This window comes from Corallincola holothuriorum (genome assembly GCF_003336225.1).
Taxonomy (GTDB): Bacteria; Pseudomonadota; Gammaproteobacteria; order Enterobacterales; family Neiellaceae; genus Corallincola; species Corallincola holothuriorum.
This window is the reverse complement of the sequence record NZ_QPID01000001.1, coordinates 494358-517267: the sequence shown is the minus strand read 5'-3', so window position 1 is coordinate 517267 and position 22910 is coordinate 494358. Positions and strand designations below refer to the sequence as shown.

The 22910-nt window shown below is 46.2% G+C and carries 18 protein-coding genes; 5 read left to right on the top strand and 13 right to left on the bottom strand.

What is annotated here, in order from left to right; genetic code table 11:
* From DU002_RS02150 to DU002_RS02115, 8 genes are read right to left on the bottom strand one after another with little or no spacing between them, the layout of a single operon-like run.
* On the bottom strand, positions 1–1680 hold the full coding sequence (locus DU002_RS02150) for a glycosyltransferase family 2 protein (RefSeq protein ID WP_199405140.1): 1680 nt from the start codon (positions 1678–1680) through the stop codon (positions 1–3).
* The gene (locus tag DU002_RS02145) at positions 1677–2018 is read right to left on the bottom strand and encodes an ApeI family dehydratase (RefSeq protein WP_114336693.1); all 342 of its coding nucleotides are present in this window, start codon (positions 2016–2018) and stop codon (positions 1677–1679) included. The genes DU002_RS02150 and DU002_RS02145 overlap by 4 nt, the downstream gene beginning before the upstream one ends.
* The gene (locus DU002_RS02140) at positions 2019–3398 is read right to left on the bottom strand and encodes an AMP-binding protein (protein WP_114336692.1); all 1380 of its coding nucleotides are present in this window, start codon (positions 3396–3398) and stop codon (positions 2019–2021) included.
* A gap of 3 nt (positions 3399–3401) precedes the next feature.
* Positions 3402–3959, bottom strand: coding sequence for a COG4648 family protein (locus DU002_RS02135; RefSeq protein WP_114336691.1), 558 nt, complete (start codon positions 3957–3959; stop codon positions 3402–3404).
* An 11-nt stretch (positions 3960–3970) separates the two neighbouring features.
* Positions 3971–4216 (bottom strand): acyl carrier protein, encoded by a 246-nt coding sequence (locus tag DU002_RS02130; protein WP_114336690.1) that lies wholly within the window; start codon positions 4214–4216, stop codon positions 3971–3973.
* Between the two features lie 10 nt (positions 4217–4226).
* Positions 4227–4484, bottom strand: a complete 258-nt coding sequence (locus DU002_RS02125) for a phosphopantetheine-binding protein (protein ID WP_114336689.1) — start codon at positions 4482–4484, stop codon at positions 4227–4229.
* A 1-nt stretch (position 4485) separates the two neighbouring features.
* Positions 4486–5253 carry a lysophospholipid acyltransferase family protein gene (locus tag DU002_RS02120; RefSeq protein WP_114336688.1) on the bottom strand — a complete coding sequence of 256 codons (768 nt, stop codon included), beginning with the start codon at positions 5251–5253 and terminating at the stop codon, positions 4486–4488.
* The gene (locus tag DU002_RS02115) at positions 5250–5981 is read right to left on the bottom strand and encodes a beta-ketoacyl synthase chain length factor (protein WP_114336687.1); all 732 of its coding nucleotides are present in this window, start codon (positions 5979–5981) and stop codon (positions 5250–5252) included. Before DU002_RS02115 ends, DU002_RS02120 begins: the two co-directional genes overlap by 4 nt.
* A 300-nt stretch (positions 5982–6281) precedes the next feature.
* Between DU002_RS02115 and DU002_RS02110 the strand changes: the two genes are divergently transcribed.
* Genes DU002_RS02110 through DU002_RS02100 form a run of 3 tightly spaced genes read left to right on the top strand, consistent with a single transcriptional unit; the run spans position 6282 to position 8197 of the window.
* Complete coding sequence (locus DU002_RS02110) at positions 6282–6626, top strand: hypothetical protein (protein WP_114336686.1); 345 nt, start codon at positions 6282–6284, stop codon at positions 6624–6626.
* Between the two features lie 15 nt (positions 6627–6641).
* Entirely contained in the window at positions 6642–7718 is a 1077-nt protein-coding gene (locus DU002_RS02105; RefSeq protein WP_114336685.1) for a methyltransferase, read from the top strand.
* A gap of 44 nt (positions 7719–7762) precedes the next feature.
* Positions 7763–8197 (top strand): hypothetical protein, encoded by a 435-nt coding sequence (locus DU002_RS02100; protein ID WP_114336684.1) that lies wholly within the window; start codon positions 7763–7765, stop codon positions 8195–8197.
* Positions 8198–8297: 100 nt separating this feature from the next.
* Here DU002_RS02100 and DU002_RS02095 read toward each other — a convergent pair whose 3' ends face one another.
* From DU002_RS02095 to gltB, 4 genes are all read right to left on the bottom strand, one after another.
* Complete coding sequence (locus DU002_RS02095) at positions 8298–9557, bottom strand: esterase/lipase family protein (RefSeq protein WP_114336683.1); 1260 nt, start codon at positions 9555–9557, stop codon at positions 8298–8300.
* Between the two features lie 131 nt (positions 9558–9688).
* Entirely contained in the window at positions 9689–11929 is a 2241-nt protein-coding gene (locus DU002_RS02090) for a DUF6351 family protein (RefSeq protein ID WP_114336682.1), read from the bottom strand.
* A 313-nt stretch (positions 11930–12242) separates the two neighbouring features.
* Positions 12243–13730, bottom strand: a complete 1488-nt coding sequence (locus DU002_RS02085) for a glutamate synthase subunit beta (protein ID WP_114336681.1) — start codon at positions 13728–13730, stop codon at positions 12243–12245.
* Positions 13731–13750: 20 nt separating this feature from the next.
* Positions 13751–18358, bottom strand: a complete 4608-nt coding sequence (gltB, locus tag DU002_RS02080; RefSeq protein ID WP_114336680.1) for a glutamate synthase large subunit — start codon at positions 18356–18358, stop codon at positions 13751–13753.
* 483 nt (positions 18359–18841) lie between these two features.
* Between gltB and DU002_RS02075 the strand changes: the two genes are divergently transcribed.
* Both DU002_RS02075 and DU002_RS02070 read left to right on the top strand, forming a co-directional pair.
* Complete coding sequence (locus DU002_RS02075) at positions 18842–19330, top strand: YajQ family cyclic di-GMP-binding protein (RefSeq protein ID WP_114336679.1); 489 nt, start codon at positions 18842–18844, stop codon at positions 19328–19330.
* Between the two features lie 137 nt (positions 19331–19467).
* Positions 19468–21156, top strand: a complete 1689-nt coding sequence (locus DU002_RS02070; protein ID WP_114336863.1) for an NAD-dependent malic enzyme — start codon at positions 19468–19470, stop codon at positions 21154–21156.
* An 85-nt stretch (positions 21157–21241) separates the two neighbouring features.
* Here the strand turns inward: DU002_RS02070 and DU002_RS02065 are convergent, their stop codons facing one another.
* A complete protein-coding gene (locus DU002_RS02065; protein WP_114336678.1) occupies positions 21242–22888 on the bottom strand; it encodes an AMP-binding protein in 1647 nt (548 codons plus the stop codon).
* Between the last annotated feature and the right edge of the window lie 22 nt (positions 22889–22910).

Sequence of the window (22910 nt, the reverse complement as noted above, 5' to 3'; positions counted from 1 at the left end):
CTATTTGCTTCTCTTCTCAGAAGTTTCTGGTGCTTGCCAGAAATCAAAAAAATTAAACCATTGCTCAGGGTATCGTACTACCCAGCTTTCAAGGGCTTCACTATATTGTGTGACATATCGACCCAGTGCCTCATCGCGCGTTTTCCTTGGTAGCATTATTTGATCTGAAAACGGCTTAAATCCAACCTCAAAGCGCTTACCATTACGCGCACAAAACATGGTGAATGTAGGGCATTGCAATATACTGGCTAAAATAAACGGTCCTTGTGAAAAAGAGGCTTTTTGACCAAGAAATTCAGCTTGAGTGATACGATTTCGCGCTCCTACGGGGGTTCGATCTGCTGCAATAACGATAATCTCGCCGTTGTCGACCATATCTTTCAGCTGGATTGATGTATCAATACCTATTTCATCTAGGTGGATCAAATTGAAGTCAGCTTCAGCGTTAATGTGCTTCAATACTTTATTAAATTTTTGCGCATGGGTATTGAACACCAGAGCATTAATTTTTGTGATTTCCGGAACCTTTCTCCCGAGCGCTCGGCAAACCTCAATATTACCAAAATGGCTGACAAACAGTATCGCGCCTTTACCATGCTTTAAAGCGTTCCTTAGCGCGTTTTCACCAGTAATGTCTAAATCATCGATGGTGATATCACCAGCCCAAACGGCTAGCTTATCGAGCATCGCTTCGCCAAAGCTTAGTAAGTGTTTATAGGTTTGCCGCCAACCAGGCTTACTGGATGTGCCTGTTCTGCTAAACCTAAGAACGTGCGACCAGTACTTTTTGCATACAAATCTTACTTCGCTGCTCGTTGCCACGTAATACAGCATGACGAATTTAAGGAGTAGGGAGAATACTGGCCTGCCAAGTAAACGATAGCTGTGGTATAGCGCGAGCATGAGCCTGACACCACCACGCTCAGGAGTGTCTGACCAGTGTGCTTTACGTTTTCGGAATACTAGAAAGGGCAGCCTTTTCAACATGCCAAAGAATAAGCGTGTGTGCATCCAAGATATACGGAGGTTATCTTCTAGCCCGCGAAAGTGCGACACCCCATCTTTGGGATAAATGACTTTTGTTGGCATAGTGATTATTTGAACACCATGCCAATAAAGGCGAACCATGATCTCAGGATCAAAGTCCATGCGCTGCCCTAGGTTGGCAGAATCTAGTACCTCTACACATGGTTTTATAGGGTAAGCTCTAAAACCACACATAGAGTCTTTGATACTAAAAGATAGCGTCTCTATCCATACCCAAACGTGTGTTATATAGCGTGCGATGTAGCGGTGTGTCGGTACCGATTCATCATATTCAGGCTGTCCACTAACGAGTGCGTTAGGGTTTTCGTGGGCGAGTTTCACTAACTTGGTCAGATCATTAAGATCATGTTGTCCATCTGCGTCAACCTGTATGGCATGGCTATACCCTAATTTAGCGGCTTTCCTGATGCCAGCCATTACTGCGCCGCCTTTCCCTAGGTTACTTGGCAAATGGTCAACACTAACTAGCGTATTTTGAGTCGCCAACGTATCCAAAATTTCATGCGTTGATGCATCACTACCATCATCGACTATGAGTATTGGCAGGTTGTAGGTAAGCAGGGAAGAAACCGTCGCACCAATAGTGCTACCGTGGTTGTAGATTGGGATTATTATGCAAGGTGAGTAATTCACGATGTGAACAAAATCCTGCCGGAGGCATGCTTATGCTCAGGCGACGTATATTCAAATTGAACGGACTGCTTCTCTTGGTTATAGCTTAGCGACAAATTAAGTAATGAACAGGGTTTTACAACTTGCTGAAACTTTAGGTTGTCTACCCCTTTGAAGACAGCGTTCAGTATGAAATATTGTTTGGCGAAGTGCTCAGCCCAATTGAGTAGTGCAACGCCGGGCAGGATAGGGGCATTCGGGAAGTGTCCTTTAAAATAGGGGAGAGCATCGTCTATCGTCATTTGAAGTGTGACAGACGCTTCACTAGTTATTACGTCACTCACTGTAGGTAGTTCCATCTATGTATTCTCCTCGATGAATAGCGCTTGTAGCTGCCGCTCAACACGTTTTCCCTGTTTGTTTATTGGTAGATGCGTGCAATAGCGAAAATACCTTGGCAATAATACACGATCGAAACGCTGTTGCAGATATAGCCTTATGGCTTCGTTACAGTGATGTTTTCCATTCTCCGCTAGTAAGATATTGCCGTTTTGGGTTAAGGCAACCACAAGGGCAACGCGCTCTCTTCCCCTCTTAATGACCGTGAGTGCAGCGGCTTCTGCAACTAATGGTGATGATTGGGCGTGAGCTTCTAATTCCAGGAGACTTAAACGCTTTTCACCAATTTTAACAACGCGGTCTGCGCGACCTTTATGGAGGAAACTTCCGTCGTCCAGAATTTCAATTTGATCTTGAATATGTTGAGTTCCCCCCGCGTACGGTGAGCTAACGACTAACGTACTGTCTTCTGACACATCAATCTTAACTTGAGGCAGTGGTCGCCAGGCCGAGTCATCAGCGAGTTGTTGGCGCCAGGCTATACCACCCGTTTCTGTACTTCCTAAAATCTCATAAATGGCACTTCCAAGTATGGCTGACGCACGTTGACTGTCCCCAAGTAAGAGTGGCCCACCTGAGGAAAATGTACATGATAACCGTGAGGTGGTGCCATCATTAGGCTGCAGGCACTTCAGAAAAGCGGGACTTGAAATTAGGGCATAGCGCTCTTCAGGTAAGGCTGAAAGTTGCTCCTGAAATTCTATCTGATCGCAGCAAAACGGCTGCAGGCTTTGTATTGGCAGAAGTACTTGGAACAGGGTGCCATAAATGTGTTGGTGGGATACCGTTGCGATAAAATGGCAGCCTTCGAGCTGATCTTTAAACAAGGTTCTTAGCGTTAAGACTTCATCTAGCAGTTGATGGAAACTTTTAGTGATTTTTTTAGGGTCACTGGTAGAGCCAGAAGTAAACATGTGTATCTGACTTTTACTGAGTGATAAATCTAGCTCCACATTGTGTTTTTGCTCGGTAAGTGAAGTCGAGTTGGTTGCTATTACTGGGCGCTTTCGAAACGTTAGTGGCTGATCTGAGATGACTGCATCGAATACGTTCGAATGGGCTTCTAAGGTTTCACTCAGCGAATTTGGTAACATGACAATATGTTGGTCAAGACCGATACTTGCATAGAGTGCGACAGCGAAAGAGTAGGCATTGTCGCAACATAACGCTAAGTGCTTTTGTTTATCGCCGAGCGTTTGTCGTAAACGTAACTGCAGAGCACCGATCGCACGACGAAATTCACCTCGTCTTATGAGCGTTCCGTCAAGCGAAAATGCGACCAGCACCTCATCTTCTTGGGTTAACTTCTCCATGATTTTGATGTGATTTTCTTGCGTCATAATTTAGCCGACTTTCAATACAAAACGTCGAAAAATTAATTCTCCAAGAAGCAGTATTCCCATCATAATGTATGCGATGAAGCCATTATAAAATGTCCACTCCTCCAATGAGCAATAGAGGGCAGTATAAAGTGCAATACTTCCGTTAACCACAAAGAACACTGTCCATATCCAAGTCACTTTCCGAGTATAAATGATGCCCTCTTCGGGTAAATCTGGATGCTTCAGCCTCGCTAGTTGTTCAATAATTGTTTGTCCGTAGAGCAAGCTTTGACCAAACAAGATAAACATGGTTGTGTTTACTACAACAGGATAAAAGGTCAGCGATAGTGTTGAATCTGAAGCAATAGCGATCAGCGCTAGCGCACAGCCGATGATAGAGAGTGGCAAAACCAATTTCTTGCTGGTTGATTTCGCTGTGAAGCAAAGCCGGGCAATAAATAACCCAATCAGGATAACCCCAAGCTCACTTACTTTTAGATGTTTGAGACCCAAATACACCAAAACGGGGTAGCTTATGATTAGTACCAATAGTGTGATGGTGACAAGAGCCTTTAACATACAAAATAGGTCTAGCGCACAAGGCCAGCTATTGCTTCGACGACATCACCAACTGTTCGGACGCTCTTAAACTGGTTCGGAGCCAGTTTCTCACCTGTAAAATTTTGCATTCTCACAACAAGGTCGACAGCATCAATTGAGTCTAAATCAAGATCTTTATACAAATTGGCTTCTACCGTGATTTCGGCGGGGTTGAGCTCAAATAGATCAACCATAGCGCTTCTAACCTCATCAAGTATTTGCTCTTTTGTGTACATCACGTCGCCCTTACTCGGTTTTACTACTGACGAATTCAGCTAAAGTTTGTACTGAATAGAAATGCTTACGCGTTTCCTTGGAATCAGTTTCCAGCATGACATTGTAACGCTTCTTTATCGCGACGCCGAGTTCTAGTGCATCAATAGAGTCCAAGCCTAGCCCGTCGACGAACAGCGGAGCCTCGTCTTCGATATCTTGTATCGAAATATCTTCAAGATTCAACGCGTCTATTATTAACTGTTTAATCTCGACTTTTAATTCTGTCACTTTACTTTCTCTCTTCTTCTAAACGCTGAGCTAAATATCTTGTTAGTTGTCGGGCTGCGACTGAATACTCTTTGCCGTCGCCGAGAAACTCATTTGATTGGATCAGTTTGCCTACTTTTAGCGAAAAGTGGGGTTTGATCGTCGGCACATTATACCAAGGTTCGTTTTTCGCAAGTGTTGTTGGAACGCAAGTTATATGAACAAGCCTAATAGGGGCACCCGTGCGTAACGCAATTTGTGCTGCACCTCGCTGTAGCTTAAGAGGTTGGGCAGGCACGGTCCGAGTTCCTTCAGGAAAAATGACAATATTTCGTCCTTCTTGCAAATGCGATTGGCAGGTTTGGATCACTGATTCGCCAGCGTTGTTGGGTATGAAGCCAGCTGCGCGCATGACACCGCCAAGTAAAGGATGTTGCCACAATTTTTGTTTTACGATGCAGTCAAATCTTTCCATCATCGCTCCCAGCAGCACGATATCAATAAGGCTAGGGTGGTTTGCTACAATAATCGCGCCGCGTTGGAGCTTGAGAGCTTCAATACCTTGCGTGGATAATTCCATAACGCCCAGGTGTTGCATCACCCTTGTAAAAAATAGAAATGCCTTGCTAATCGTTGATTGTGTCAGGTTTCGACGGCGTGCAGGTTTAGGAGCGATAAGATAAATCGCGGGAAAAACAAAAATTGTCAACAAGAAACCACCCAGCCCAAAGCTTAAGAAGCAAAACCCTGTAGCTATGACTCGCCATGTCTTAGAAATTGTATTTATCATTGAAATTGCCAAATCCACCGCTTGTCAATTTCTTCGGCGTTTCCAACTAGCATTGACTGCATGAATTGCCAGGGACTTGATAAGCTATTATTTTTTGTCGGTTGAACTTGGCTGGCCGAATTCTTTATTAGTGAAATAGTTTGGCTGGTTATGGATAAGGGGTTTGACTCTAACACCAGAGCAAATGCTATATCCTCTTGATGTGATACATATGGGCGGTATTGTGATGGCACTGTTTCGTCAAACACGATCATCAGTACCTTTTTGTCACGGTTTAGTCTCAGAAACGCGTAGGCTTCAATCCATGCTTGTTCAACCATATCCCTTGTCGCGGCAATCGAAGTTGAGGGGATATAGGTTTGATTGATGATCCCATGCAGGCCTGATGCGGTGTTATGAACCGACTGCGCAAAAGCCATTGGCGATAGCTCATTTTGCGTTACAACATCTTCCAGCAATTTAACGGTTCTGTGGAGTTCTCCATGTCGGCTGCAAAATAGGCTGAAGTCTACGGACAACTCTTCACAAGCCTCGTTAGCGACTTGTAACGCCATTTTGGTTAGTCGACTGCATCGACGTCTTTGCATTGGCGGAATGCATTTTGCCTGAGGTACTTTTGGCTCTTCCATTGTCGGCGGTACACCAGCCCAGTTTTCCCAGGCTACTTTGGTTTCAAGCGTGGGTGCCCATGCTGACCAATTGACGAGTTGTAGAGGGAATTCTTCCACTGCTTACTTACCGATTCCGACGTTGTTGGTGACTAGTTTAACAAAGGGGGCGCGATTTTACCGATTCTGCATCCTCGTATGCAAATGTATATCTTAAAATTCTAACTTAAAGGTTGGATAGTTTGAGCCGCAGCAACAAATCTGTGACGATTAGCTAAAACCAGTCGAGGAGATTTAGCATTGTATGTTAAGGTCGCGCCAGCTTCTGGCGAACGCTGGCTAGCGGTAGTCAATTAATTTTAAGGATGATTAAAGGTGTCGAGGAAAATATACTTTTTGTTTGTGATAAGCATACTTTCGATGTTTATCGGTGGCTGTCGTTCAACGCCTGTTAATGATTTGAATAATCAATCAATACCTCCTGGTTTATCGATTGCACAAGTGTCGAAAGCAATACTCAAAGCGGGTAATACCAGGGGGTGGTTAATGAACAAAGTTGAGGAAGGACATATTGTCGCCGAGATCCATGTTCGCTCACACTTTGCTGCTGTTGATATTCGATATAACGAAAAGAATTATCACATCTCTTATAGAGATAGTGACAATCTAAAGTATGACGGCCAAAATATTCATAAAAAATATAATCAGTGGGTAAATAATCTAAATTTAGATATTCACAACTCACTGCTGATTAACACATTGTAATTAAAAGAAATTAACATGCCAGATTATTATTCGAATGATGAGCGTTCAGCACTTGAAGCTCGTTCCGAGGCCCAGCGAATTGCATTTGCTCCGTTTATTTTTCAAGCGACAATTGCCGCTAGGAATCTGGGTTTGCTTAAAGCGCTGTATGACGCGCGAGAGGTTGGGCTAAGTGCCGAAGAACTGTCAGAAGAGACATCTGTATCGGTTTATGGCGTTAAGGTTCTCTTAGATATGGGGCTTAGTGCTGGTATCGTTTGGAAGAAAGAAACTAATTATGTTTTGTCGAAAACAGGTTTCTTTATCCTCAATGATCCAATGACAAAGGTGAACCTCGACTTTACGAAAGATGTTTGTTACGAGGGACTGAATGCGCTAGAGGCTTCAATTAAGTCTGGTAAGCCTGAAGGATTAAAAGTATTTGGTGATTGGCCAACAATCTATCCTGCTCTTTCGTCTTTGCCTGAGCCAGCTCAGTCGAGTTGGTTTGGGTTTGATCATTATTATTCTGATCACTCTTTTCCAGAAGCGTTTCCAATCGTGTTAACTCATCGACCTAAGACCTTGATTGATATCGGCGGTAACACTGGTCAATGGGCCCGTTATTGTGTCGAAAATGATGATGAGCTAAAGGTTATCGTCGTCGACCTGCCAGAGCAGATTGATTTATTGCAGGAAAGTATGACCGGTCATGCAGCCACGGATCGCGTTAGCGGAAGGGCTGTTAATATGTTAGAAAGCGGCGCGACACTGCCCAGTGGCGCCGATGCTATTTGGATGAGTCAATTTCTAGATTGCTTTTCCGAAGCACAGATCTTGGACATATTGAAAAAGTGCTGTAATGCATTGCCAGAAAACGGTTATCTCTACATTATGGAGACATTTTGGGATAGACAGCCGTTTGAGATGGCAGCGTTGTCTGTTAACGCTACATCGCTTTATTTTACTGTGATGGCTAACGGTAATAGTCGCATGTATCACTCGAGCGATATGAAGGCGCTTATGGGTGAGGCTGGTCTTACAGTGACGCGGGAAGTTGATAACGTGGGTCTTGGACATACGTTGATTGAGTGTCGCCGCGTAAGTGCCTAATTCCACTGCACCGTCTAAATCGAGATACGAAATAGGGATAAATAATGAAGGTAGTTGTCACTTTGATATTGGCATTATCGATGTTCGGTATGCAATCAGCATTTGCTCGAGATGATCTTGTGCATGTGAATATCAAGCAAGTATTGAATTCTGCTGATGGCGTGAAAGTGCTTAATCCAGACGTAAAACTATTTTTTGGTGAGCAAACTCACGCTACGCCAGCGAAGACATTTGGTGAAGTTGTCACGAACAAGAAGACTAACGCATTTGCGAAAAGTGATGAAGAAGCATGTGCATGGGTGTTTTTATCTGCAATTAAAGCACTTCAGCAGCGTGCAGTGAAAGAGGGGCACAATGCAGTTGTTGGCATCACCTCATACTATAAGAAAAGAAGCTATAGTAGTGAAGAGAAGTTTGAGTGTGGTGCCGGTACGGTGATTGCTGGTGTGGCTCTAAAAGGAATGATTGTCTCTTTGTAACCACTATAGATTGTCTAAGTTAAGTCAGGTTTAGTCTGTGAATGCTCAACCTGACGTAACTTAATACCTATTGCATCTTCATTATTCATGCTGGTTCATTTTACCTAGCTTCCTTGGTAACACTGTTTTCCCACCATTCGAATAACTCTTGGGTTTTAAGTATGGTGGTATGTGTCGCGTTTATTCCTCTGATATGGGTGGCTGACTTTTGATAAGAAGTAGCTAACTGACTTTCGAGAGTTACTGAACCATCGCTATTTTCCCGGCTTAAGCCTTGATTTCTGTAAGCAAAAGCCAAATTGAAATCAAATGTGTTTACCATGTTTTGTTCCACAAGTTGGCTGAGAAATTTGCTTTCCGGTTGCATGTCAAACCAAGATGGAACCACTTGCGGTGCCATTCTTACGCCTGAACGTGCACTTTTATGTCCAAGCCAAGGAGTGGCGATTGTTGTTAGGCTACCGCCATATGTGCAAGACGGCCCACACCTATTAAGTGCGCCTCGACTAATCAGTCCTCCCATACTATGCGCGACAATATGAATCTCTTCAAAGTGCTGCGCTTGATGCAGGTGCTGTAGAACGAGGTTCAAATGATAGCTAACTACGCTCAGGCGCAGGCCTGAGGGGTAGGAGTATACCCAAGGTTGAAATTTAGTAAGATCCAGGTTGTCGATGAAGAGAGAAAATTGTTCTGGATAACCACCCATTCCATGAACAAAAAGAACGGGGATTTTATCAGCTACGTAGGGTTGTAGCTGAAATATACCCAAAGGTTTTGTTTTAACAAACTTATTAGGTTGCCATACGCCGATTTGAGCGCCGCTTACGCCAATATTCAAGTCGTTTAAGTCAGTGACAGCACCAATCATATTTAGTTGCTGACCTGGTAGGTATGCAATGTCAAAATTCAACACATCATCTATAAACGTTTTGTTAAGTGCTGCCGTCTGGTCGATAACTATTTCCAAAGTTCCGGTCGTCATGTTCATTGTTAGTGGCGATGGTTGTCCCCAGAAGCCGTAGCGCTCCCCTGGGTTATATCTCCCATCGCTATTTCGATCTTCGATAGCTATTAAGAAAGAGGGCTGCTTTGATAAAATCACTAAAAAAGAAAGACTTTCAGGTAACCTCTCAAATGTTCGCATTAGATAATTTTCACCCTGTTTCTGATAACGAACTAGGATGATAGGACCTTCAGCCGGTACTGCATCATTTACAACTACCTGCCCGGAAATGAGACGCCTCTCTTCGCGCATCTCCTCCAAATCATTACCCAAGCGCATGAAGTTACAACCAGATATGCCAACAGATAGAAACAATGCGATAAAGATTTGGAAGCTTTTGGGGAGGAACTTCATTTGGATTGATTCGCCTGCGGTTCGTAGCTTGATGATATATAGCCAACATATTGCAAATGTATCTTGGAGGCAATTAAAAGCATCAAACCCATACCTAACTTGTATGGCTTGGATCGTTGTTATACGTAGACTTAGTTCTTGATTCTTGGCATTAGGTCTAAGGGGCGCCCTTTATCTCCCTTCGTATAGTCGCAGACACCATCAGGAAATATTTTGCCTAATGTGTGAAGGTGCTTTGTCATATCTATATCACCATATATGCCTGAAGCAATGGCTTGTTTGATAGGTATTCGATGACAAATAAATACACTACCTTGCCAAGGTCCTCCTGCTTGGATCCGAGATGTGCTAAACATGGGGTATGTTTGGTGGCACTTCCCTTGTTTTCTAGCATTCCATTTCCCATCCCATACGGTTGGGCCTTGTGCGATGGTGTCACCATTGGCATCAATGCAACGATCTTGGATGGCGGTAGGGCGGCTGTTTGCTGCAGTGCGCTCTGGACTAGATAATAAGTTCATCATCCAGTTGTCCATCTCCTTGAATGCTTCTTTTTGTGGATCGAAATCTGGGTGCGCCACCCAGATCACCTGATTGTCTCGGTTACCTTTCCAGTTGATTATGCGCTGTCTTGCTTCGAAGCTCGCTGAAACATGGTGCATGTTAAGCTCTGGTTCGAGATAGTGTCTTATATCCAAAACTGGGATGTTGATATTACCGATAAATATTTGGCCGCTGCGATAGGCTGATTTTATCGCCTTTAAGCTGGCCTTACTGCGAGGCGCTACTCCGGTGTTCGTATCTGGTGCTGTAATATTGTGCCGGCTCCATAAGCTCATCCATAATGGCTTTTTTTGTGGACCGAAAACGGTATATAGCTTTTCTGGCGCCATCTCATTTTGTGGCTTCCATCCTCCTATTTGCCGGTTTAAATCAAGGAACTCGTCAGGCGATATTTCTCGATTTCTAAGGGCGTTAAGACCGTATTGCACACCACGGTTGTCCCATGTCGTGTTGGCATGACCGCTCTTGTCACGACCAAAGAATCCGACCATATCTTCCCAGTAGCTCCAGTGAACTTGTTGTCTAACCGCTTTGGAAAAATAGGATCGTAGGTAGCTTTGTCTTGGATTGTGTATGAGTGAAGTTAAACCAAACCAGCCATTTTGACATTCACTGTTTCCTTGGGGATATTCGGGCCATACCCCAGCCGCTAGTTGGTTTATGGGTTGTAGCCAAGCGTATCTATGGATATGTCCTTGCTTGGTGTTAACGCCCAAGATCGAGCGCCTTAAACTCCAGTCGCTCCACTTCGAACGATTGAGTGACGTGATAGAAAAATAATGCTCAATTAGTTCACAATCTAAGCCATATATTGTCTGCGACACCATGTCAGAGTAGCTATATAGGGGGAGGGCAGCATCAATCAACCCCGGTCGATTTTGAGCAATCAGGTATTGCGCCAATCCTCCGCCAGAACCACCAACACCTACAGTATAAATAGGATCGCCATACAAGCTGACAAACTGGGATTTCACTCTGGCAACGGTATCTTCGGCGAGCAGCATATTATAGGTATAGCTGGTGCGATTAGCTGTTGATGTAACTAACGCGTAGCCTTGCGCCAATTGTGCTGAGCGTTTCTCAATAAGCCCACGTATTCTAAGCTTTCCTTGCCTAAAACCAATCCCCGAACCGCCCTTGAATTGGTAGATAAGGCGCTTGTTCCAAAGCTGTGACGAATCTCTTTCGGGCGATTTTGGCCAGCTTACCGGCATCGCAATCATATAGAGATAGCGATTAATACTGCCCGTTTCTACGCGGATAATATACGGCGTTAATTCACTGCCTAAGTCTATTTTTGCAACTTCTTCGTATTCTGGTGGGGCGTCGAAATTAAAGCGTGTAAATGAGCCATCTTTTTCTTGATAGTAGTAGTGCAAAGTCGTCTCTATTAGGCAATCTTTACTATGTCCAATTATATGACTTTCGTTCCCTGCAAAGGCTTGTTGATAGATCGGCACCCCTAAGCCTGCATTATTATCGACCAACGGCTGTCCCAATTGGGAGTCCACACTCATGCAAAAGAATGGGTATTGGTTGGTGCCGGCATAAAGCGGCTTGTCAGGGCCTACGCCCCCCAATGGGATTGGAAATGGAAATGACTCAACAGGCCGCGGGGTATCACGTATGTGCCGTTTTACTGTCGACAATATCGGTATCGTCCGATTTACATTTGGGTAGTTAGCTACTTGCCTATGCTGGTACTTGTCTACAAAAGTTAACCATTGCCAACCGTAGAAGCTGATTATCGAGACTAGCACTATCTGTAATAAAATCTTTAAGCGTGAAATAGACGGCCGATACCCCATGACTAAACTCCAGCTTGATAGACCGTCTAGTAATTATGGGTGAGGTATCGTTACTTGTGTGGTGCCAGACCCACCTATTATTCTGGTTATTGATATAATTTCCAAGGTTACAAAGGGTTAGTTTGCTCAGAAAATTAGCGAATAAAACATACCAAAAACGTACTGTCGGAAGGAAAGCTTTGATGAAGAGCTTTCTAGTTAGATGTTTGTAGTATTTGTATTTTATTGAAAAGTCTAACATTGGCTATTTGGGAAATAAAAAAAGCCCTTCAGAGAAGGGCTTTCTATATACAGCGAGTATCAGCGTAATACTTTACGGCAGGTAGCTTTTACCCATCAAGAAGGTATCTACTTCGCGTGCTGCGCGGCGGCCTTCGTCGATAGCCCAAACAATTAAGCTTTGTCCGCGACGGGCATCACCCGCAGCGAATACACCCGGCACGTTTGTGGCGAACTTGTCGTAGTCAGCTTTGGCGTTTGAGCGCGCGTCTTTTTCAACGCCCAATGAATCAAGCAAATCACCTTCTGGGCCCATGAAGCCCATGGCTAACAGCACGATATCCGCAGGGTAGACCTTCTCACTACCTGGTACTTCAACTGGCGCCATACGGCCATCGTCAGTCTTTTGCCATTCAATGGCGACAGTATGAACAGCTTTGACGTTGCCTTTGCCATCATCTTCGATGTGCTTGGTCATCATCTGGTAATCACGCGGGTCATCACCCTGTACCGCGACGGCTTCCTGCTGACCATAATCTACCAATTTCACCTTCGGCCACTGAGGCCAAGGGTTGTTATCAGCACGTTCTGCTGCCGGCTCAGGCATAATTTCAAGCTGAATAACGCTCTTACAGCCGTGGCGCAATGATGTGCCCACACAGTCGGTTCCGGTATCACCACCACCAATTACCACGACATTTTTGTCTTTGGCATTGATGTAGTTACCGTCTTTATGTTCACTGTCGAGCAGGCTCTTGGTGTTTTTACCCAAGAACTCCATCGCGAAGTGAATGCCATTCAGCTGACGGCCTTCTGCAGGCAGATCCCTTGGCACGGTTGCACCCGTTGCGATAACAACAGAATCAAAGTTGCTCTTCAATTCGTCTGCAGAGATATCTTTACCGATTTCAGTGTTGGTGACGAAGACGATGCCTTCTTCAGCCAGCAGGTCAACACGGCGCTGAACGATCTCTTTTTGCAGCTTCATGTTTGGAATGCCATACATCAACAAGCCACCGATACGGTCAGCACGCTCATAAACGGTCACCATATGGCCAGCACGATTAAGTTGCGCAGCGGCGGCGAGTCCCGCAGGGCCTGAGCCGATAACGGCGACAGTTTTGCCTGTGCGACGCGAAGGAGGTTCTGCAACTACCCAGCCCTCCTCAAAACCGCGTTCAATGATCGCGTATTCGTGATGCTTAATTGTGACCGGATCGGCATTGATGCCGAGGACACAGCTGCCTTCACAAGGGGCAGGGCAGACGCGACCGGTAAACTCGGGGAAGTTATTGGTTTTGTGCAGTAACTGCAGTGCTTGCTTCCAGCGACCGTTATAAACCAAATCATTCCATTCCGGGATGACGTTGTTTACCGGGCAGCCAGCAACGGCTGGCGCGTACTGTGATTCGCCTGATTGGCAAAATGGCACGCCGCAATCCATACAACGACCGGCTTGCTCTTTGATGCCATCTTCCGGCATATGTTCATGCACTTCTAACCAATCGATCAGGCGCTCTTCTGGATGACGATCAGCTGGCAGCGCACGTTCTACTTTCAAAAATCCTGTTGGGTTACCCATGATTTCTTCTCCTTTCCGGCTCAGGCTTTCTGAGCTGCCAGATTTTTCAGGTGCATGTCGAAGGCTTCAACAGCCACGTCATAGTCGGATTCAAACTTGCCACTGGCACGTGCAACATTCATGTAGGCTTGCATCTGTTTGTAATCGACAGGCATTACTTTAACGAACTTGGCGATGGCTGCATCCCAATCCGCTAATAGCTCTTCTGCCACATCTGAACCGGTATTTTCTTTGTGTTGTTCGATCAGGGCCTTGAGCTCTGCGCTTTCTGCCGCATCTTCGATGTTCTCAAGCTCAACCATCTCCATGTTGCACTTGTCAGCGAAGTCGCCATTGACGTCTAGTACGTAAGCCACACCGCCGGACATACCCGCAGCGAAGTTACGGCCTGTTGCACCCAAAATCACGGCTTTACCTCCGGTCATGTACTCACAACCGTGGTCACCTACACCTTCAACAACCGCAGTGACACCGGAGTTACGTACGCAGAAGCGTTCGCCAGCGATACCGCGAATAAAGGAGATACCGTCAGTGCCGCCAAAGAAGGCAACGTTACCGATAAGGATGTTGTCACGTGGCGCGAAAGGCGCCTCTTTGGCTGGGTAAACAACTAATTTACCGCCGGACAGACCTTTACCGAAGTAATCATTAGAGTCACCTTCGAGTTCGAAACGGATCCCTTTGGCTGCAAAGCAACCGAAGCTTTGGCCCGCAGAACCGTTGAACTTAACCTTAACCGTGTCTTCCGGCAGGCCTTCGCCTTTATACTTCTTCGAAATCTCGTTGGACAACATGGTGCCGACACTGCGGTCTGTGTTGATGATTTCGTAGGCCAGGTTGACCTCGGTCTGATTGTCGAGAGCAGGCTTGGCATCAGCAATTAGCTTGCGGTCGACAATGTCATCAATCAGATGCTTTTGCGGGATGCTGTTATAAAGGGTTTCACCACCATGGTTGTCTGCTTTAAACAGTACTGGGGTGAGGTCAACGCTCTTGAATTTCCAGTGGTCGATATCGTCACGAATCTCGAGGCACTGAGTCTGACCAACCATTTCATTAATGGTGCGGAAGCCCAGTTCAGCCATCAGTTCACGCAGACCTTCGGCCAGCATGGTGAAGAAGTTAACGACGTTATCTACTTTACCTTTGTAGCGTGCGCGCAGCTCAGGATCCTGAGTCGCAATACCGACAGGGCAGGTATTGAGGTGGCACTTACGCATCATGGTACAACCTTCAACAATCAAGGCTGCGGTTGCAATACCCCATTCTTCGGCACCCAGCAGTGTGGCAACGGCCAAGTCACGTGGCGTCTTCATCTGGCCATCGGCCTGTACCGTAATACGGCTACGCAACTTGTTGCGTACTAGGGTTTGATGCGTTTCAGACAAGCCGAGTTCCCAAGGGAGACCTGCATGTTTAATTGAACTTAGAGGCGATGCACCTGTACCACCGTCGTAGCCAGCGATAAGGACAACGTCTGCGTAACCTTTACATACACCAGAGGCAATGGTGCCAACGCCGGCTTCTGATACCAGCTTAACGTTGACACGTGCTTCGCGGTTTGCGTTCTTCAGATCGTAGATTAGCTGTGCTAAATCTTCGATGGAGTAGATGTCGTGGTGTGGCGGCGGTGAAATCAGACCTACGCCTGGGGTTGAGCCACGCGTCTTACCGATCCATGCATCGACCTTGTGACCTGGCAGCTGTCCACCTTCACCCGGCTTAGCGCCCTGTGCCATCTTAATCTGCAATTCTTCTGCGTTTGCCAGATAGTAGCTAGTGACACCGAAACGACCGGAAGCAACCTGCTTAATCTTCGATAACTTCGAATCGCCATTGGCTTCAGGTGTGAAGCGGATTGGATCTTCGCCGCCCTCACCAGAGTTACTCTTGCCGCCAATACGGTTCATGGCCATGGCCAATGTTGTATGGGCTTCCCAAGAGATGGAGCCAAATGACATGGCGCCAGTCGCGAAGCGTTTGAAGATGTTTTCTACTGATTCGACTTCTTCTAACGGTACGGAAGCGCGATCAGATTTGAACTTCATCAAACCACGGAGGGTGAATGCCTCGGTGCTTTGGTCATCAACGTTTTTCGCGTATTCACGGAACGTGTCGTAGTTATTTTCTTCTGTTGCGTGCTGTAACAGACGAATGGTTGTTGGGTTGAAGAGGTGACGTTCACCGTCTTTACGCCATGCGTAATCACCGCCTGACTTCAACAAGTCATCGACATGAATACGATCCGCTGGTGGGAATCCTTCACGGTGGCTATCAAGGGTTTCTTTAGCTATCTCGTTAAGGCCGATACCTTCGATACGAGTTACTGTGCCGGTGAAGTATTTCTGAACCACGTCAGAGCTGATACCCAAGGCTTCGAAGATCTGAGCGCCTTGGTATGACTGCAACGTCGAAATACCCATCTTCGAGAAGATCTTCAGCAAGCCGCTATTGACGGCTTTAACGTACTTATCGAAAACCTGTTGGTCGCTGAATTCGCTTTTAATTACGCCGTCATTGCGCAGTTCCAGCAATGTTTCCAGCGCCAGATAAGGGTTTACTGCAGATGCACCATAACCGATCAGTGTTGCAAAGTGATGGGTTTCACGTACGTCACCCGCTTCAATGATGAGGTCCGCTTTAGTGCGTAGGCCTTCGCGGATCAGGTAGTGGTGAACGGCTGAAGTGATCAGCAGTGAAGGGATGGCGGCATGATCGCTATCTGTAGCGCGGTCGCTCAAGATAATGATTGAGTAGCCATCTTCGACGGCATCTTTCGCATAACGGCAAACGCGATCAATCGCTTTCTCTAGTTCGCCATCTTTTCCTGTCGTTGCGAATACCGTATCCAGTGTTTTTGACTGGAAATGGTTATGATCAATGTGCTTCAACTTCATTAACTGCGCATTGCTGAGGACGGGTTGCTTAATCTCAACCTTATGGCAGTGAAGCGGTGTTTCTGTGAGTAGATTCTGGTTACCGCCAACATATGTGCGCAGCGACATCACCATCTCTTCACGGATAGGGTCGATAGGCGGGTTAGTTACCTGGGCGAACAACTGCTTAAAGTAGTTCGACAAGTTCTGCGACTTGTCAGACAGGATAGCCAGCGGGCTGTCTATGCCCATGGCGCCTAAAGGCTCTTTTGCTGTACCGACCATTTGAGCCAGAATCAGGTTCAAGTCTTCGTTGCTATAACCAAACGCTTTCTGGCGTTTGCGCAGATCGGTAAGCACGGGTTGAGCAACTGATGCGGCGGGGGTAGGGAGGTCATCAATAACGATCTTGTTCTCGTCTAACCATTTTGCATAAGGCTGGCGTGAACAGATATCTGTTTTCACTTCATCATCGGCAATGATGCGACCTTGTTCCAGATCGGCGATGAAGATCTTACCGGGTTGCAGGCGGCCCTTTTGTACCACTTTTGATTGGTCAACAACCAATGCACCGGTTTCTGAACCCATGACAACGATGCCATCATCAGTGACAAGATAGCGAGAAGGGCGTAAGCCGTTCCGGTCTAGTGTTGCACCAATGACGTTACCGTCTGTGAACGAGATAGACGCAGGTCCGTCCCATGGTTCCATGATGCAGCTGTAGTACTCGTAGAACGCACGCTTAACAGGGTCCATGTCGGTCTGACTCTGCCAGGCTTCTGGTACAACCATCATCATCACTTGTGCCAGTGGGCGACCGCTGAGTACTAATAGCTCAACCGCCATATCCAAGTTAGCTGAGTCAGAATTTCCGCGGTTACAGATAGGAAGCAACATCTCCATCTCTGCATCGGTGAAGTTGACTGTTTCAAACAGCGCTTCACGGGCGGCCATCCAGTTGACGTTACCTTTTACCGTGTTGATCTCGCCGTTGTGAGACATATAACGGAATGGTTGGGCGCGACGCCATGCTGGGAATGTATTGGTAGAGAAGCGCGAATGGAACATGGCCAACGATGAAGTTACATCATCGTTTTGCAGATCCAGATAATACTTACGCACCTGAGCGGTCGTTAATTGCCCTTTATAGACAATTGTGCGTGTTGAAAGTGAAGCGATATAACAATCGTCTTTCTCTTTTACCACACTGTTATTCAGTGTGTGGCCAGTGTATTTGCGCAATACAAAAAGCTTACGCTCAAATTCTTGCTGCGTCAGCTCGGCCGGCTTTTCGATAAATACCTGTTCGGTAGTTGGTTCGGTATCGAGCGCGGCTTGACCGAGGCTAGAGTTGTCTCTTGGCACTGGGCGGTAGCCAAGCAAGGTCATACCTAATTTCTGAATGTTTTGATTCAGAATGTTACGACATTTGGCTGCTTCTTCGAGGCTTGGTGGGAAGAACACCATACCAACACCGTAACCACCGGCTGCAGGTAAGGCAAAGCCAAGCTTTTTTGACTCTGCATTGAAAAAATCGTGAGGGATCTGGATCAGAATACCGGCACCATCACCACTATCAACGTCACAGCCGGTACCACCCCGATGCTCCATGCAGGTCAGCATGGTCAGAGCGTTTTCAATAATGTCGTGAGACTTCTCGCCTTTTAAGCTGGCGACAAAGCCAATTCCACAACTATCATGCTCGAAATCAGAGCGATAAAGGCCAGTAGATTGTTTGCTACTAGTGGTCATCTAACACTTCCTATATCTGGGTGCGTGTCGGTTAACGGGATGCACCTATTTTCGTTGGATCAGGCATTTACGCTATTGCGTTTACTTCTATGAGTAGCTGGGCGCGTGTTACCGCCTCAGTGCCGATCGATCCCTGTAATGTCACTTTCTTTAATACGACGACCAAGGGGGAACACGCTTGGTCAGACGCGCATTTTTATGCGCAGAGCATTAGGCTCCGTACAATTAAGAAAGATCCGAACCGTGGTTTATACCATTATGCGTGGGTAATTTCTCGCTTTTTATTCGAAAAATATGCATGAATATTTAGGTTTTAGCTATGGATATGCATAATACTGCTTGAAATAGCAGCAAATCTATTCTTCCAGTGAGGGTTAATTTTGCAATATCTGTGCATCCAAAGCCATGATTCAAAGCAGATTAGCGTTTAGAATACGTTGACCGCTTCTAACCCTATGTTTTTGTGTATGAGGAATAATAGAGATGCCTACGTTTGATGTTGTTTCTGAAGTCGATGTCGTGGATGTGAAACACGCTGTGGAAAATGCGAGTCGGGAGCTGAACAACCGTTTTGATTTTAGAAATGTCGAAGCGAGCTTTGATTTAAAGGAACTGGTGGTAACCATTAAAGCGGAAGGAGGTGATTTCCAACTGCAGCAGATGGAAGACATGCTGCGTGCCGCAATGGTTAAACGAAATGTCGATCCCAAAGCGATTAAAATCGACGAAAAGGATATCCATAGAGGTAAGTCATTTAGTCGTATTGTGCGTTTTCAGCAGGGACTCGACACTTTGCTTTCAAAAAAAATAGTCAAGTTAATCAAAGAGAAAAAGCTAAAGGTTCAGGCGTCTATTCAAGGTGAAAAGGTGCGGGTTACCGGCAAAAAGCGTGACGACCTGCAGTCCGTTATCGCAATGCTAAGGGCGGAAGAGTTAGAGCAAGCGCTTCAGTTCGATAATTTTCGAGATTAAAAATGACTTGAAGCGCCATTCTTTTGTTTTTCTATCAAAAGGATGGCGGTGGTACACTGTCTGAAATTGCAGTCTTAACTGCGTTTTAAGATATATCTAAACAAAACAATCGCCCGTTGGCGCCAATAACGAGTCATCTGATGCCTGATAAACGCCCCGTCTACATTCCTTATGCTGGCCCTATTCTGTTAGAAACTGCCTTACTCAACAAGGGCAGTGGTTTCTCCGAGCTTGAACGGCGAGAGTTCAATCTTGAAGGGCTGGTTCCGAGTGCTATTGAGAGCATCGAGGAGCAAGGTGAGCGTGCGTATCTGCAGTATAAAGCGTTTGAATCTGACATATATAAGCATATCTATCTACGTAACATTCAAGACACCAATGAGACACTGTTCTATAAGCTGGTTGCTGATCATATTTCCGAGATGATGCCGATCATCTATACGCCGACGGTTGGTCACGCCTGTGAACAGTTTTCTCGCAATTACCGTCGTTCTCGTGGCCTATTTGTTAGTTATCCCGACAGGGAGCGTATCGAAGATATTCTTAATAACTCTATTCGTCATAATGTAAAAGTGATCGTTATTACCGATGGCGAACGTATTTTGGGGTTGGGCGATCAAGGTATTGGTGGCATGGGGATCCCGATAGGAAAACTGAGCCTTTATACCGCTTGTGGTGGCATTAGCCCCGCCTACACGCTGCCCCTAGTCTTAGATGTGGGCACCAACAACCCTCAGCTCATCGATGATCCCATGTATCTGGGGTGGCGTCATCCCCGTATATCCGGCGATGAGTACTATCGATTTGTTGATGATGTGATGGAAGCGATTAAAGTACGCTGGCCTGACGCGCTGGTGCAGTTTGAAGATTTCGCTCAGAAGAATGCGATGCCCGTACTAGAACGCTATCGAGATAAACTATGTTGCTTTAATGATGACATTCAGGGTACTGCAGCGGTTACGGTTGGTTCATTACTCGCGGCCTGTAAAGCGGCTGGCAGCGCTCTGCACCAACAACGTATAGCTTTTCTTGGTGCCGGTTCCGCTGGTTGTGGGATCGCTGAAGCAATTATTGCGCAGATGGTGGCCGAAGGGATCTCAGATAGCCAAGCGAGATCACAGGTTTATATGGTCGATCGTTGGGGCCTTCTCCAAGATGGGATGCCCAATTTGTTGCCGTTTCAACAAAAATTGACCCAAAGTATCGAGTCAACCGGCCACTGGAGTGACGAAGAGGGCAATGTGTCGCTGCTCGACGTCGTGAAGCAGGGGAAACCGAGTGTATTGATCGGCGTTTCTGGGGTGCCAGGGCTATTTACTGAACAGATAATTAGAGAGATGCATCAGCATTGCTCTCGGCCGATTGTGTTGCCACTGTCGAACCCGACCAGTCGCGTTGAAGCAACGCCCGCAGAGATATTGCAATGGACACAGGGAGAAGCGCTTGTTGCTACGGGTAGCCCATTTTCGCCCGTTGCATTAGGTGAGCAGGTGTTTGAGATAGCACAGTGCAATAACAGTTACATATTCCCAGGTATTGGACTGGGGGCGCTGGCCTGCGGTGCTAAGCGTATCACTGATAATATGTTGATGGCTGCTAGTCGCGCTCTAGCTGATACGTCTCCGCTGGCTATTGATGGTGTAGGTGCGTTGCTGCCACCGATGGAAGATGTGCAGTTAGTTAGCCGGAAAATTGCATTTGATGTCGCTATTGCTGCAATGGCAGATGGCGTGGCTACTCAGATCAGTGACGACGCCCTAGAGCAAGCGATTGATGACAGCTTTTGGAAGCCGGAATACCGTCGTTACAAACGTACCTCATTTTGATCCCTCTTTAATAGAAATAGCGTGCTGATATCGATTCAGTACGCTATTTCTATTTCTATTTCTATTTCTATTTCTATCTGGGTAGCTATTGTTCCCACGCTACCTTTTTTTCTGAAAGGTTGGCGATCAACGGAAGATAACGCTCCTCGATATCTGCTCGTTTTATCTTAAGGGTTGGGGTTAATAGATCGTTTTCTATTGTCCACTCGTCTTTAGCTACGAATATCTGAGCGATCTTTTCATGGGCTTCCAAACGTCGATTAATCTTTTCGAGTGTTGCCGATAAGCTAAGTTCGATCGCCGAGTTACTCATTTTGCTGGAGGTCTCGCTTAATACGACAACGGCGACCGGTTGTGGCATTAGCGTGCCCATGACACAGATCTGCTCTAGTAATTCGTTTTCACCAAGGCGAGACTCCAGTGGCACGGGGGCAACATATTTTCCCTTTTCTGTTTTGAATAGCTCTTTGACACGCCCAGTGATCTGATAGGCGCCTATTTCGCTGTTAAAAGTGCCCTTGTCTCCGGTACAAAAGAAGCCATCTTCAGTGAAACTAGCTTCGGTGAGTTCAGGATCCTGATAGTACTCTTGGAACAGTCCGGGGCAGCGTATCAGTATCTCTCCCTGTTTCGACAGTTTAATTTCAGTACCTTCTATAGGATTGCCGATGCTACCGATATGCAGTTCGTTGAAAGGTAGGTTACAGCAGGAAAGCCCACCGGTTTCTGTCATTCCCCAGCCTTCGGAAATGTTCATTCCCAGTTTTTTATACCAACGGAGTATTTCCGGCGATATCGGCGCCGAGCCTGAGCCGAAAACCCTGACTTTATCCAGCCCCAACGTGCGGCGTATTTTTTGCGCAACGACGTTACCTACGATAGGGAGTGACAGAAGAAATGATAACTTCTTCGGCGACAGTCGCGCATGAATATTGGCAAGAAATTTGTTCCAAAGTCTGGGCACGGATAGGAAAAATGTTGGTTGTGCCCGGTTGAGATCTTCAATAAAGGTAGCTAACGACTCGACAAAATAGACGGTACAGCCCGCATACAGGCTAGGACCTTGGATCACGCCTCGCTCGGTGATATGAGCTAGAGGCAGATAAGATATCACGCGATCACTATCAAGTACGCCTAAACTCAATTGGGTTTGGGCACTCGCATAGCGGTAGGCCTCGTAACTCATCACAACGCCTTTTGGGGTACCGGTGCTGCCAGAGGTATAGATGATGGTCATCACTTCATCATCATCAGGTGTATGAAGGTCAGCAAGAGGCGGTGCCACGTTTAAGAAATTGGCCCAGCTAAAATCACATGGAACTGTTGGATAAGGCATGGCAACGGTTAGCAAGGTGCTGAATGCGGTATTCTTTACCACCTCAGATAGGGCATGGTTATTGTCTAACTTACCGATAAACGCTAGCTTTACTTCACTGTGATTAAGTATGTGAGCCAGCGTTTTTCTACCGACCGTTGGATAGATAGGAACCGATATCATTCCTGCCATCATGATCGCCCAGTCAGCTATAAACCACTCTGCGCAATTCTTCCCGATAATAGCGACACGATCTCCTTTTTTTAACCCTTGATGTACTAACGCGCCTGCAAGCTGCGTTGCAGTGCTGTATACCTGTGCCCAGCTATAGTCTTGAACCTGGCCATTGTCCGGTTGGCGTAAATAGATCTTGTCGGGGTGTTGTTCGCTGCGGTGCTTTAACTCATCAATGGGCATTCTTATCAAAGTGGGTTCCACC

Coding starts and splice junctions, on each gene's coding strand:
- DU002_RS02145 (WP_114336693.1), bottom strand. CDS start 2,018: ATGGAACTACCTACAGTGAGTGACGTAATAACTAGTGAAGCGTCTGTC.
- DU002_RS02140 (WP_114336692.1), bottom strand. CDS start 3,398: ATGACGCAAGAAAATCACATCAAAATCATGGAGAAGTTAACCCAAGAA.
- DU002_RS02135 (WP_114336691.1), bottom strand. CDS start 3,959: ATGTTAAAGGCTCTTGTCACCATCACACTATTGGTACTAATCATAAGC.
- DU002_RS02130 (WP_114336690.1), bottom strand. CDS start 4,216: ATGTACACAAAAGAGCAAATACTTGATGAGGTTAGAAGCGCTATGGTT.
- DU002_RS02120 (WP_114336688.1), bottom strand. CDS start 5,253: ATGATAAATACAATTTCTAAGACATGGCGAGTCATAGCTACAGGGTTT.
- DU002_RS02110 (WP_114336686.1), top strand. CDS start 6,282: ATGTTTATCGGTGGCTGTCGTTCAACGCCTGTTAATGATTTGAATAAT.
- DU002_RS02105 (WP_114336685.1), top strand. CDS start 6,642: ATGCCAGATTATTATTCGAATGATGAGCGTTCAGCACTTGAAGCTCGT.
- DU002_RS02100 (WP_114336684.1), top strand. CDS start 7,763: ATGAAGGTAGTTGTCACTTTGATATTGGCATTATCGATGTTCGGTATG.
- DU002_RS02095 (WP_114336683.1), bottom strand. CDS start 9,557: ATGAAGTTCCTCCCCAAAAGCTTCCAAATCTTTATCGCATTGTTTCTA.
- DU002_RS02090 (WP_114336682.1), bottom strand. CDS start 11,929: ATGGGGTATCGGCCGTCTATTTCACGCTTAAAGATTTTATTACAGATA.
- DU002_RS02085 (WP_114336681.1), bottom strand. CDS start 13,730: ATGGGTAACCCAACAGGATTTTTGAAAGTAGAACGTGCGCTGCCAGCT.
- gltB (WP_114336680.1), bottom strand. CDS start 18,358: ATGACCACTAGTAGCAAACAATCTACTGGCCTTTATCGCTCTGATTTC.
- DU002_RS02075 (WP_114336679.1), top strand. CDS start 18,842: ATGCCTACGTTTGATGTTGTTTCTGAAGTCGATGTCGTGGATGTGAAA.
- DU002_RS02065 (WP_114336678.1), bottom strand. CDS start 22,888: ATGCCCATTGATGAGTTAAAGCACCGCAGCGAACAACACCCCGACAAG.